Consider the following 13,376-nt stretch of genomic DNA (forward strand, 5'->3'; position numbering starts at 1 on the left):
CTCCGGGCGGGCGCAGAGAGAAACATCCGACTGAAGGTCAAAAATAGCGTGTTGAAAGATCTTCAGCGCCCGAATACGTAAGATGTTTTGTTGCCGTGGAAATCTTCAGCCCATCTCCGGATGGGCTTTTTTCTCCACACTCTTTCCTGCTTAACCCATCTGACCCGTGAATTCACCGGGTAGCCGGATAAAATGCACCGTTCAGGTGCGGGAGACTGCGGTATGGCAACTGGCAAGCTGCCCGATGCTGGACAGATCCTCAATTCCCTCATCAACAGCATTCTGTTGTTGGACGACGAACTGGCTGTGCATTATGCCAATCCGGCAGCTCAGCAATTATTAGCGCAAAGTTCCCGTAAACTATTTGGTACACCGTTGCCGGAACTGGTGGGTTATTTCTCTCTCAATATTGAGTTGATGCGCGAAAGTCTGCATGCCGGACAAGGTTTTACAGACAGTGAAGTGACGCTGGTGGTCGATGGCCGTGCGCACGTCCTCTCGCTGACGGCACAGGCACAGCCCGATGGTTTTATCCTGATCGAGCTGGCACCGATGGATAATCAGCGGCGTCTGAGCCAGGAACAGTTACAGCATGCTCAGCAAGTCGCTGCGCGGGATTTGATCCGCGGGCTGGCGCATGAAATTAAAAACCCGCTCGGTGGATTACGTGGCGCGGCACAACTTCTGTCGCGCGCCTTACCGGATCCTGCACTGCTGGAATACACCAAAGTTATTATCGAGCAGGCCGACAGGCTGCGTAATCTGGTGGATCGCTTGCTTGGTCCTCAGCGTCCCAGCCAGCATATAACTCAAAGTATTCATCAAGTCGCGGAGCGTGTTTGTCAGCTGGTCTCGATGGAAAAACCGGATAACGTACAGCTGATTCGTGATTACGATCCCAGCCTGCCGGAACTGGCGCACGACCCGGACCAGATAGAACAAATCCTGCTCAATATTACCCGTAATGCCTTACAGGCTCTGGGTGAGGAAGGCGGATCTATTACATTGCGTACACGCACGGCTTTTCAAATTACCCTGCACGGTGTGCGTTACCGCCTGGCGGCCCGGATAGATATTGAAGATAACGGCCCCGGCGTCCCGGCACATTTGCAGGATACACTTTTTTACCCCATGGTCAGTGGCCGCGAAGGGGGCACAGGGCTGGGCCTGTCCATCGCGCGCAGTTTGATTGATCAGCATTCGGGTAAAGTTGAATTTAACAGTTGGCCAGGACATACCGAATTCTCGGTTTACCTGCCTATTCGCCAGTGAGGTTCTTATGCAACGAGGGATAGTCTGGATCGTCGATGACGATAGCTCCATCCGCTGGGTACTTGAACGTGCCCTCACTGGAGCGGGCTTAAATTGTACCGCCTTTGATAGCGGCAATGATGTGCTTGAAGCCATTGCGACTCAAACCCCTGACGTGTTGTTATCTGACATTCGCATGCCTGGCATGGATGGTTTAGCGCTGCTCAAACAGATAAAACAGCGCCACCCGATGCTTCCGGTCATCATAATGACGGCGCACTCTGATTTGGATGCCGCAGTCAGTGCCTATCAGCAAGGGGCGTTTGATTACCTGCCAAAACCTTTCGATATTGATGAAGCGGTCGCTCTGGTTGAGCGCGCCATCAGTCACTATCAGGAGCAGCAGCAACCCGCAAGAACCCAACCGGCAAGTGGCCCGACGGCAGATATCATCGGCGAAGCACCGGCGATGCAAGATGTGTTTCGTATCATTGGCCGCCTTTCCCGCTCATCGATCAGTGTCCTGATCAACGGCGAGTCAGGTACGGGTAAAGAGCTGGTCGCACACGCGCTGCACCGCCACAGTCCGAGGGCAAAAGCGCCGTTTATCGCGCTGAATATGGCGGCGATCCCGAAAGATTTGATTGAATCAGAACTGTTTGGTCATGAAAAAGGGGCATTTACCGGCGCTAACCAGATCCGTCAGGGACGTTTTGAGCAGGCCGACAACGGCACGCTGTTCCTCGATGAAATCGGCGATATGCCTCTCGACGTACAAACCCGCCTGCTGCGTGTGCTGGCTGACGGGCAGTTTTACCGCGTCGGTGGCTATGCGCCGGTGAAAGTGGACGTGCGAATTATTGCCGCTACCCACCAGAATCTGGAATTGCGGGTGCAGGAAGGCAAATTCCGTGAGGATCTGTTCCACCGTCTGAACGTCATTCGCGTGCACCTGCCACCGCTGCGCGAGCGCCGCGAGGATATTCCGCGTCTGGCGCGCTATTTCCTGCAAGTAGCAGCCAAAGAGCTGGGCGTGGAAGCGAAAAACCTGCACCCGGAAACGGAAACTGCGCTGACCCGCCTGCCGTGGCAAGGCAACGTTCGCCAGTTGGAAAACACCTGTCGCTGGCTGACGGTGATGGCCGCCGGGCAGGAAGTGTTGATACAGGATTTGCCGAGCGAACTGTTTGAAAGCTCTACGCCGGAAGTGGGCGGACAGAGTTTACCGGACAGCTGGGCAACACTGCTCGCACAGTGGGCCGATCGCGCACTGCGTTCCGGTCATCAAAATCTGCTGTCAGAAGCCCAACCCGAAATGGAGCGAACGCTGCTGACCACGGCATTACGCCATACTCAGGGACATAAACAGGAAGCAGCCCGCTTACTTGGCTGGGGGCGCAATACGCTGACCCGCAAGCTTAAAGAGCTGGGAATGGAATAACCGTTTTCAGGTAAACAAAAACAGCCGCTTTTGCGGCTGTTTTTGTTTGTGCGATAAGAGAATCAGATCACGCGGGAGAACTGTTGCTGGCGAACCTGCCGGCGCAGGTAAACGTCAAAACACATACATACGTTGCGGATCAATAGGCGGCCCTGCGGGGTAACACGAATATTGTTCTGGCTCACTTCCACCAGCCGGTCTTTCGCCAGCGGGGCCAGCAAAGCCAGGTCATCAGAAAAATATGAAATAAATTCAATACCATGCCGCTTTTCTATTTCGGCGAAATCCAGTTCAAAGTGACAGATCAACGCTTTGATCACATCGCGACGCAGGCAATCATCCGGGGTCATTTCCAGACCGCGCCACAACGCATGTCCCTGCCCTTCCACCTGAGCATAATAAGTTTTCAGATCTTTTTCGTTCTGCGCATAAGTATCGCCTAACATGCTGATGGCCGACACGCCCAGCCCCAGCAGATCACTGTCACCCTGCGTGGTGTAGCCCTGGAAGTTGCGATGCAATTTCCTCTCCCGCTGAGCCACGGCCAGCTCGTCGTCAGGACGCGCAAAGTGATCCATGCCGATAAAGCGATAACCTGAGCCGGTCAGCGAGGCGATGGTTTCCTGCAAAATCCGCAGTTTTTCCTCAGCGCCCGGTAAATCTTCATCTTTGATTTTACGCTGGGCAGCGAACAGTTTTGGCATATGCGCATAATTGAACACGCTCAGACGGTCGGGGTTTAATTCGGCCACGCGCTGCAATGTATAGGCGAAACTTTCAGCCGTCTGCTTCGGCAGGCCGTAAATCAAATCAATATTAGTGGAGTTAAACCCCAGCGCTTTGGCGCGGGCGATCAGCGCAAAAATGAACGCTTCATCTTGCTCACGGTTTACCAGCCGCTGAACTTCTTTGTTGAAGTCCTGCACACCCATACTCAGGCGATTAAAACCTTCGCTGCGCAGATGGTCGAGCACATCGAGCTCAATTTCACGCGGATCCAACTCCAGAGACATCTCGGCGTCAGGCATGAAGTCGAAATGACCGCGCAGAAGGCCCATCAGACGACTTATCTGGGCTTTAGTCAGATAAGTGGGCGTACCCCCACCCCAGTGGAGCTGACTGACCTGACGGCCCTTAAACAGCTCAGCACGGTGATGGATCTCTTTCTCGAGGACGTTGAGATACTCTTCTGCTTTATGCTGCTGGCGGGTGACCAGTTTATTGCAACCGCAGAAATAGCAGAGCTTATGGCAGAAGGGAATATGGACATACAGGGAGAGTGAGCGTTCTGGATAGCGTTGCGCTGCGCGCCGGAAGGCGGCGTCATTGTAGCTTTCACTGAATTCCAGTGCAGTCGGGTAAGACGTATAGCGCGGACCGGAATAGTTATATTTCTGAATAAGCGCTAAATCCCAGACCGTGGTCTGCGGTAATTCGGCGTTTGATGACGCAGCGTTCGTTGACATAATGCTTGCTCACTCCTTGCGGCGTCTGCTCCTGCCGGTACGCCTGACAGGCAGATGTTTAATCTGCCGGGCAGCGCTTGCATGATACAAACGTGCTTTGGTTTTCGATAACCGGCGTAGTTTAACGAATAACCAAAGCAGATAACATGCGAAGAGTAAGGCCATCGCTGTCGGGATGACCCAGCGCAAGTTTTAGAAACCTTCTTTCGGATCACCGCGTTTCAGTAACTGCATCATGTCTTCGTTCTTGGTCTTTTCGTCAACTTCATCATCTTCGTCGCCGAGTTCAATACCCAGCAATTCCATCAGTGCATCAATACGGTCTAGCGTCTGATCAACGTAAGACTGGTCTTCAGCACTCAGTTTTTCGCCATCGTCGAGCTTGTCGAGCAAGCTGTCGAGACGCGGATCATTTTCCAGCAGCGTCAGCTCTTCTTCAGGTGGCAACTGTGGTTGGGTTTTTATTTCAGCTTCAACCTGTTGTGGTTTAGGCGCTTTCTTCGCTTTAGGCGCGTTGTTGAAAACAGTTTCAACCACCAGCGGAACGGATTTTTTGCTGCCGATGCGTGGATCGGTTTTTTTACCGGCTGCACCGTTTTGTTTTTTTTCTGCGTCTGGGTTAGCGCGTGAACCTGCTTTATGGCCACGGCGTTTGTTATCACGCTTACGTTCGCGCGCTTCGATATCAAGCTCAACGCGATTTTTTTTTCTCTTTGGTTTTGCTGTCGCGGTATTGGCGCGCGGGGCTTTCGCTGGCTGTTTCATGGCATCTGCTCTTAGGTGTGTTCAATTAGTATAGATTTGCGCCGGAATCTAGCAGAAAGCGCGCAAAGAAAAAAGGCAGCAAGTTAGCCTTGCTGCCTTTTTCTTTCCTTCATCGGAAGGATATTCTTACACCACTTTCCATGTAAGGCTTCAACTTCCCGGTTTTTCCTTTGCCTTTCAGAGCGTCCGGCTCCGATCATCCCTGAGTTGCGATGCTTTTCCTGAGATCCCTGAAGACTGATTCATCCGTGTTTCCGTTCTCGCCTTCATCGCGTTAAGAAGTACTTTACCCCAATGGCGTAAAGGCTCAAGATAGCCGCCGCATGACCGGCGTGAGATTTTTTATCCGCTTCGGCATCCTTTTGAATTTAAAAACTTTTAAAAATCACGGCGCGAAATAAAGCGTGATAGCCCGCATTTTGAATGGCAAATGTCTTACATCATGAAGGAATAATTTCCGCACCTTCATCTCGGTGACCCCTATTCATCATCATTCGGATTACAAAAACAGAAACGCATGCCGCTCCTGTTGCAGCTATAATCGCCAGCCAGATACCCAAGCCTCACGGAGATGCACGTTTTGACCAGCCAAACATACAACTATCATATGACCCATTTCGTCATGAGCGCCCCGGACATCCGGCATCTGCCAAGTGATGAAGGCATTGAAGTCGCATTTGCTGGTCGTTCAAACGCCGGCAAATCCAGTGCTCTGAACACGTTGACCCAGCAAAAAAGCCTGGCGCGTATCAGTAAGACGCCTGGCCGTACGCAACTGATTAACCTTTTTGAAGTGGAACCCGGCATTCGGCTGGTCGACTTGCCGGGTTATGGTTATGCGCAAGTTCCTGAAGAGATGAAACGTAAGTGGCAGAAAGCGCTTGGAGAGTATCTGCAAATGCGCAACTCCCTGAAGGGGTTAGTCGTGTTGATGGATATCCGCCATCCGCTAAAAGATCTAGACCGCCAGATGATCTCCTGGGCTGTAGCTGTCGGTACGCCAGTCATGTTGTTGCTGACTAAGTGCGACAAACTCTCGTCCGGCGCCCGTCAGACGCAAGTCAAGATGGTCCGAGAAACCATCAAAGAGTTTATGGGGGATATCCAGGTTGAGGCGTTCTCCTCGCTGAAAAAAGTGGGCGTGGACAAACTGAACGACAAGCTAAACACCTGGTTTAATGAGATCCCCCCGGAAGTTCTGCAAGACGAACTTTCTGGCGAGTAATTGGGATCCGTTGCTTTTGAGCAATAGGATGGTGGGATAGTTTGTTGAACGTTGGAGTTTAACGTTTCAAGATTTGAAGGGCGGCCAGCGGGTCGCCCTTTTTTATAGCGACGGCCCAGAAGAAGATGTAAGAAAAGAACAATAAAAAACGCCCCAGACATAAATGCCTGGGGCGGCTAAAAAATTCAGCTAAATCCGATTACGTGAAGTAAAAGGTCTGAAAGATAGAACATCTTACCTCTGTACCCTACGAGCGAGACTTTACCTCATTTCATGAGCAGGAAAAAGACTTTTTTGTAGTTTACTTACACAAAAATTGCAGGTTATGCGATCGTCTTCATAAAATAATCACAAAATCATGTAGCTTAATTACAAAAACTGCTTAATTTATCTTCACTTAGTGAGCCTGATCCCAGTTTTCCCCCACACCGACTTCTACTTTCAATGGAACCGCCAGTTCCATGCTGCCTTCCATCAGGCTGCGAACCTTTTCACTGACAACATCAACATCATCGTTATGCACTTCGAAAACCAGTTCATCGTGAACCTGCATAATGATGCGAGCACGTGGCGCATCTGGTTGCAGTAACCAATCCGCCACTTTGATCATCGCACGTTTGATGATATCTGCCGCCGTACCTTGCATCGGGGCGTTGATCGCTGCACGTTCGGCCCCCTTACGGCGCATGGCATTGCTTGACGTGATATCTGGTAGATAGAGACGGCGTCCGTCCAGCGTCTCTACATAGCCCTTCTCAGAGGCTTGTGTGCGGGTGCGCTCCATATATTCCAGCACGCCTGGATAGCGTTCAAAGTATAAATCCATATAGCGCTGCGACTCTTTACGCGGAATATTGAGCTGACGGGATAAACCAAAGGCGCTCATGCCATAGATCAGACCAAAGTTAATCGCCTTCGCACTGCGGCGCTGTTCGCCGGTGACGTTATCCAGCGGCGTGCCGAAAACTTCCGCTGCAGTAGCTTTATGGATATCTTTGCCTTCCGCAAATGCCTTCAATAACCCTGCATCTTTAGACAGGTGCGCCATGATGCGCAGTTCGATTTGCGAATAGTCGGCGGCAACAATGCAGTGATCCTTAGGCGCGATAAAAGCCTGGCGAATACGGCGGCCCTCTTCGTTACGCACTGGGATATTTTGCAAGTTTGGATCGCTGGAGGACAAACGCCCGGTGGCCGTCACCGCCTGATGATACGAAGTGTGTACACGGCCAGACTGCGGATTAATCATCAGCGGCAGTTTATCGGTATAGGTCGATTTCAGTTTCGCCAGACCACGATATTCCAGAATGACTTTTGGCAGAGGGTAATCCAGTGCCAGTTCTGCCAGCACTTCTTCGTTAGTCGAAGGCGCACCGCCGGGGGTTTTCTTGAGAATAGGCAGCTTTTGCTTTTCATAAAGAATGGCCTGCAGCTGTTTTGGCGAAGAGAGGTTAAAGGGCTCTTCGGCCAATTCGTGAGCTTTAATCTCCAGCTCAGCCAGTCGCAGCGTCAGCTCCTTTGAGTGCGCGGCAAGAATATGCTGGTCGATAAGCACACCGGTACGTTCAATGTGAGACAGCACAGGAACCAGCGGCATCTCGATATCATTGAACACCGTCGTCAAGGCTTTGCTTTCCTGAATTTTCGGCCATAGTGTCCGATGCAATTGCAAAGTGACGTCGGCATCTTCAGCCGCATAAGGTGCGGCCTGCTCGAGGGCGATCTGGTTAAAGGTGAGCTGGTTTTTGCCTTTACCGGCAATCTCTTCAAAACTCACCGTTTTATGGCCCAGATAGCGATCGGCCATACTATCCATATCATGACGACCAGACACGCTGTCCAGTACATAGGACTCCAGCATGGTATCGAAGGCAATACCTTTCATCTCAATGTCGTATCGCAACAAAATACCGCGATCAAACTTAAGATTCTGCCCCACTTTCAGCTGTTTTTCGTCTTCAAGCAGAGGCTTAAACTGGGCCAGTACGGCATCACGATCGAGCTGAACCGGAGAGTCAAGATAGTCATGGGCAACAGGGAGATAGGCGGCTTTGCCTGGCTCCACAGCGAATGAGAGACCAATCAAATTCGCCGTAAGGGTATCCAGGCCGTCAGTTTCAGTATCGAAAGCAAAAACCTCTGAGGCTTTCAGATAGCCTATCCACTCATCCAGCGTCGCTTGGTCGAGAATAGTCACGTAACCGTCCTGCGACAGCTGAGCGCGTTCGACAGGAACATCGGCGATAACATCAATTTCCGCCGCGCTTTTTTTCTTACCTGCGGTCGCTTTAGGAGAACCTTTTTTGCCACTTAACCACGTACCGGCTTCGATATCGGCTAACCAGCGCTTGAACTCATAACGGGCAAACAGGGTATGTAACTCAGCAGCATCAGGCTCAACCACGTTGAGCTTGTCACAGGTGATATCCAGCTCGACGTCCGTTTTTATCGTTGCCAGTTGGTAAGAGAGGTAAGCCACCTCTTTATTCTCACCCAGTTTGGCAGCCATGGTTTTGGCGCCGCGGAAACTGAGTGTGGCGATTTTATCCAGATCCGCATAGAGCGCATCAAGACCGCCAATACCTTGTAATAGCGCCTGTGCCGTTTTCTCACCGACACCGGGAACGCCAGGTATGTTGTCTGAGGAGTCGCCCATCAATGCCAGGAAATCGATAATCAGCTCAGGGGGAACGCCGTACTTCTCGACCACTTCATCCGGGCCAAGAATCGCATTGTTCATGGTGTTAATCAGAGTAACGCCAGGCGTGACCAACTGCGCCATATCCTTATCGCCAGTACTAATCAGCACGGCGTGGCCGGCTTTTTCAGCTTCCAGGGCCAAGGTCCCAATGACGTCATCAGCCTCAACGCCGGAAACGACCAGTAAAGGCAACCCCATGGCCTTGACCATTTGATGCAACGGCTCAATCTGGGCACGTAGGTCATCAGGCATTGGCGGACGGTGCGATTTGTATTGGTCAAAAAGTTCGTCACGGAAGGTTTTTCCCTTCGCATCAAAAACGACAGCGACATGGCTGGGGCTGTATTGCAGCAACAGACTGCGCAGCATGTTCAACACACCATACATCGCGCCAGTCGGTTCACCTGCCGAGTTAGTCAGCGGTGGGAAAGCATGGTAAGCACGGTAGAGGTAAGACGAACCGTCTACCAGGATAAGTGGATTTTCTGCTATCTGGGCCATAACTCTTCTTTATTCGTGATCGGACATACCCTAAGGATGCCATAGGTGGAGATAAAGACGAACCACGAGAGAGAAATTGGTATCAGACTTGCAAGAGATCTCGCGGGATCGGCCTGTGGATAACTGTGTGAGTAAAAAAAATATCAAGCGGGTCATTTAGAATAAATGAGAATAAACCGTTATTTTTAACTTAAACTTTCATGCAGTTAACGAAGGTGCATACGTAATATCGCTGTCACGTAACTTTAATCGTCAATGTGGATATAATAAAATAAATTTTATAAAACTACTGATTTCAATATATATGTGATCATAGTTTTAGCGGCCTTACATGTTGTACCCGCGGCTCATCTAAAATAGAAACGCCAGCGCTTGGCTGGCGTTTTTTCATTGAATATGATTACTTCTGGGTAGACAGGAAGTTGATCACATCTGAATACTGTTTTACATACATATCCTGTGAACTGGTATCAAGTCCGTCATTTTTAACCATGTATTTACCATTCACAAAGACGGATGGCACACCCTGCAAACCGAGGTCAGCAGCAGCTTTTTCTTGCTGTACAACCAAAGATTTCACGACAAAACTATTAAGTGCGGAATCATATTCTTCGCCCTTAACGCCAGCCTGAATAAAGACTTTGCGGATATCGTCAGGTGTCTGTACTGACTGTTGCTTCTGTACCGCTTCAAACATCAGCGGGCTGACTTTATCTTCTACGCCCAACGCGATGGCCACAGCCCAGGCTTGAGTAAGCTGTTTCCCCAAAGGACCGAGGAATTCAACGTGATATTTAGCGTATTTCACACCTTTAGGCAGATTCTTCTTAATGCCTTCAGAGATATGCCATACCTGCTCGAACTGATAACAGTGCGGGCAATAGAATGAGAAGAACTCAAGAACCTGAGGCTCGCCTGCTACAGGCTTGTCCAACGTAACGTATTGCGAACCATTAGAAAATTGTGCTGCCGTTGCGCTGAATGCCATAACCATACCAATCAGTGCCAGGAATATCTTTTTCATATAAAACCCATCTCCAATTAATTAAACTTTTAATGTTTGCTCATGATTCAATACATTGGCATCAACTGTAGAGGAGGTGCCCGTAATTTCTTAATTTGTTCGGTAAACGCCGCAGCCTGACCTAACCAAAAGTCTTCATCCTTCATCCACGGGAAACTTTTTGGAAAAGCCGGATCTTCCCAGCGACGGGCAACCCATGCCAAATAATAGACCATGCGCATCGCACGTAGCGGTTCAATCAGTGACAGTTGCCGGGTATCGAACTCAGCGAATTCACCATAAGCTTCGAGTAAAATATCCAACTGAAGTCTCTGTTCACTCAAATCGCCATGCAACAACATCCACAGATCCTGCACCGCCGGGCCGTTTCGCGCATCGTCCAAATCGACAAACAGTGGGCCGTCTCGCCAAAGAATATTCCCTGGGTGGCAATCGCCATGTAAGCGTAGTGGTTGCCAGTCACCATGCCAATACTCACCAATGGTTGTGATGAGCTTGTCTGTGGCTGCCAGGAATGAAGTGCGTTGACGTTTAGGAATGAGCGTGGTGTTTTCAAGCACGGTACGAGGTTGAATGAGGTATTCGTCAAGGCCAATAGTGGGTCTGGCGACAAACAAACTTTCACTTCCGACCTGATGAATACGACCCAGAAAGCGTCCGACCCACTCCAGTTGATCGAGGTTATCGATTTCGTACTGACGTCCGCCGACGCTCGGAAATACGGTGAACAGGTAACCCTGATGGGAGTGAAGGGTGTGACCTTGTATGTTCAGCGGTGCAACAGCGGGTATTTCAGCATCAGACATATCCTGAGAAAAAACGTGTTCCTCATGGATTTGCGTTTCACTCCAACGCTCTGGGCGATAAAACTTCACCACGTAGCGTTTTTTGTCTTCACACAAAAACTGATAAACACGGTTTTCATAACTGTTTAATGCAGTAAGCCCTGACTCTGCTATCAAGCCAACGCTTTCTAACGCATCAAGGATTAGATCTGGCGACAATGCCTGAAAATTGAAAGCAGAATTGTTCATAACTTCATTCAGATAGGCCGCACGGAAAGATGATAGTGGGAAATAGTATCATCTATTTTTAGCATGTCGCATGAAGTTCACATAAGTTTACATCAATCCTTAATGATACCGCGGGCGCGCAAAATAGCGGTTTTGAAATCATTCTCATAGTCCTTTTTCAAGCCCGGGATCTCTGCAGTGCTTTCACTGCCGCGCATTTTTAGATGGTAAATCAACATATCGTCACTTATTTCTGCCAGCGGCCCCTGATAGCCGCATTCAGCAGCTAGCTTCTGCACAAATTGCAGCAGATTGAGATCTGAGTCATTTTTCCAGGCTGGATGAAGTAATTCAATCAGCTCATTTACGCGATGTTCTTTCATAATAAAATCCTTCCATGTGCAGTAGTCACACAAAATATCAGGCTTATCGGATCAGGGAAAGAGGCAGCGAGGAAGCATAACTAAAACCTGCCCCACTCAAGGGTTTAACGTTACAATCGCCCAGGTCATGGAATTCAGAGGTTCAGATAATGGTTAAAGCAGATATCACTGGCATTATTCTGGCAGGCGGACGTTCAACCAGAATGGGTGAGGATAAAGGGCTTGTGGAAATTGCCGGGAAACCTTTATTCGAACATATTGCCGAAAGATTGGGGCCGATGGTCAGTGATATTCTGATTAATTCTAATCAAAATCAGCACCGGTATGGACAGCGTTTTGAAGTCATACCCGATCTCATTCCAAATTATTCAGGACCATTGGCAGGAATGCTGGCTGGCCTGAAAGCCACCAAAACTCATTGGGCTTTGTTTGTTCCTTGCGATGTCCCCGCATTCCCGCACGATCTGGCTGAGCAATTCTGGCATCACAAATCAGGGCATCAGGGGTTATATGCCCGTGATTCGCTTCGTGAACATCCCACGTTGTGTTTTCTTAACAAAAGTCTTATCCCTGCATTAGAAGAATATCTTCACAGAGGAGAACGAAAAGTGATGTTCTTCTTCAAGCAAATCAATGCCCCATCAGTCACATTCAGTGACCACACCGCATTCGCTAATCTCAATACCCCGGCGGATATTGTGCAATGGGAAAACGAGCAAGGTGGTGTGAAGTGAGCTATTCATCAGTGATCCCTTTGCTTGGGATCGTAGCCTATAGTGGCACCGGCAAAACGACGCTCTTAAAACAGCTCATTCCTTATCTAAACAGTCAGGGCATTCGTGTCGGGTTGATCAAGCATACACACCACGATGTGGATGTTGATACTCCAGGCAAAGATAGTTTCGAGCTGAGAAAAGCTGGCGCTTATCAGACAATGGTGGCGAGCAATCAGCGATGGGCACTGATGACGGAAACACCGACACTGGAAAGACTAAATTTGCAGTATCTCGCCAGCCGTTTCGACAGCACCTCACTGGATATAATCTTGGTGGAAGGCTTTAAACATGAGGAAATAGATAAAATTGCGCTCTATCGTGCTGGGATCACCAAGCCATTGGAGGGATTAATGGAAGGTAACGTGATAGCCGTAGCCAGCGATAGTTCACTTAACCATTCCTTTCCTACTTTAGATCTCAATAATACCCCCGCTATTGGCCAGTTTATTATCGACTGGTTGGCGAAAAATGACCTCTCGCGTCCAGATTTTTGACAGCGTTACTGAGTGAAGCGGCCACTGGGCGAGCAAATTCGAATCACCAAAATTCCCATAGCAAAAAACCCCAGTCTTTCGACTGAGGTTTCTCACTTATTTGATGCCTGGCAGTTCCCTACTCTCGCATGGGGAGACCCCACACTACCATCGGCGCTACGGCGTTTCACTTCTGAGTTCGGCATGGGGTCAGGTGGGACCACCGCGCTAGTGCCGCCAGGCAAATTCTGTTTCATCCATACCGCACAACTTCATGATCGCTCACTCCATTACGCCATACGAACCAATCTCGGAACATCGCTGAAAATCAAACTTTATAGTCTCTCAGACTAAAAA

Annotated in this window: 11 protein-coding genes and 1 rRNA gene; 5 read left to right on the forward strand and 7 right to left on the reverse strand. The window is 49.7% G+C overall.

The genetic code is table 11. The features are described from left to right. The first annotated feature begins 222 nt into the window (after window positions 1–222). Both glnL and glnG read left to right on the forward strand, forming a co-directional pair. Window positions 223–1,272, forward strand: coding sequence for a nitrogen regulation protein NR(II) (gene glnL / locus EAH77_RS21265; protein ID WP_140474835.1), 1,050 nt, complete (start codon window positions 223–225; stop codon window positions 1,270–1,272). Window positions 1,273–1,279: 7 nt separating this feature from the next. Continuing rightward, window positions 1,280–2,692, forward strand: a complete 1,413-nt coding sequence (gene glnG, locus EAH77_RS21270) for a nitrogen regulation protein NR(I) (protein WP_140474837.1) — start codon at window positions 1,280–1,282, stop codon at window positions 2,690–2,692. A 62-nt stretch (window positions 2,693–2,754) separates the two neighbouring features. On the opposite strand, the gene hemN is transcribed toward glnG, so the two are convergent. Beyond that, window positions 2,755–4,158 carry an oxygen-independent coproporphyrinogen III oxidase gene (gene hemN / locus EAH77_RS21275; protein ID WP_140474839.1) on the reverse strand — a complete coding sequence of 468 codons (1,404 nt, stop codon included), beginning with the start codon at window positions 4,156–4,158 and terminating at the stop codon, window positions 2,755–2,757. Between the two features lie 192 nt (window positions 4,159–4,350). Beyond that, window positions 4,351–4,923: a Der GTPase-activating protein YihI gene (gene yihI, locus EAH77_RS21285; protein ID WP_140474841.1), complete on the reverse strand. Its 573-nt coding sequence runs from the start codon at window positions 4,921–4,923 to the stop codon at window positions 4,351–4,353. A gap of 580 nt (window positions 4,924–5,503) precedes the next feature. Here yihI and yihA point away from each other — a divergent pair. Further along, entirely contained in the window at window positions 5,504–6,148 is a 645-nt protein-coding gene (yihA, locus tag EAH77_RS21290) for a ribosome biogenesis GTP-binding protein YihA/YsxC (RefSeq protein ID WP_140474843.1), read from the forward strand. A 397-nt stretch (window positions 6,149–6,545) separates the two neighbouring features. On the opposite strand, the gene polA is transcribed toward yihA, so the two are convergent. From polA to EAH77_RS21310, 4 genes are all read right to left on the reverse strand, one after another. Next, window positions 6,546–9,350: a DNA polymerase I gene (gene polA / locus EAH77_RS21295; protein ID WP_140474845.1), complete on the reverse strand. Its 2,805-nt coding sequence runs from the start codon at window positions 9,348–9,350 to the stop codon at window positions 6,546–6,548. Window positions 9,351–9,750: 400 nt separating this feature from the next. After that, window positions 9,751–10,374, reverse strand: a complete 624-nt coding sequence (dsbA, locus tag EAH77_RS21300; RefSeq protein ID WP_140474847.1) for a thiol:disulfide interchange protein DsbA — start codon at window positions 10,372–10,374, stop codon at window positions 9,751–9,753. A gap of 47 nt (window positions 10,375–10,421) precedes the next feature. Next, window positions 10,422–11,408 (reverse strand): serine/threonine protein kinase, encoded by a 987-nt coding sequence (locus tag EAH77_RS21305; protein WP_140474849.1) that lies wholly within the window; start codon window positions 11,406–11,408, stop codon window positions 10,422–10,424. Between the two features lie 92 nt (window positions 11,409–11,500). Beyond that, window positions 11,501–11,770, reverse strand: a complete 270-nt coding sequence (locus EAH77_RS21310) for a YihD family protein (RefSeq protein WP_140474851.1) — start codon at window positions 11,768–11,770, stop codon at window positions 11,501–11,503. 149 nt (window positions 11,771–11,919) lie between these two features. Between EAH77_RS21310 and mobA the strand changes: the two genes are divergently transcribed. Beyond that, complete coding sequence (gene mobA, locus EAH77_RS21315; RefSeq protein WP_140474853.1) at window positions 11,920–12,504, forward strand: molybdenum cofactor guanylyltransferase MobA; 585 nt, start codon at window positions 11,920–11,922, stop codon at window positions 12,502–12,504. Then, window positions 12,501–13,040, forward strand: a complete 540-nt coding sequence (gene mobB / locus EAH77_RS21320; RefSeq protein WP_241673509.1) for a molybdopterin-guanine dinucleotide biosynthesis protein MobB — start codon at window positions 12,501–12,503, stop codon at window positions 13,038–13,040. The genes mobA and mobB overlap by 4 nt, the downstream gene beginning before the upstream one ends. Window positions 13,041–13,145: 105 nt before the next feature. Here the strand turns inward: mobB and rrf are convergent. After that, window positions 13,146–13,261 (reverse strand): 5S ribosomal RNA (gene rrf / locus EAH77_RS21325). Window positions 13,262–13,376 lie beyond the last annotated feature (115 nt).

Origin of the sequence: Ewingella americana, assembly GCF_006438725.1 — a bacterium.
Lineage (GTDB): Bacteria > Pseudomonadota > Gammaproteobacteria > Enterobacterales > Enterobacteriaceae > Ewingella > Ewingella americana_A.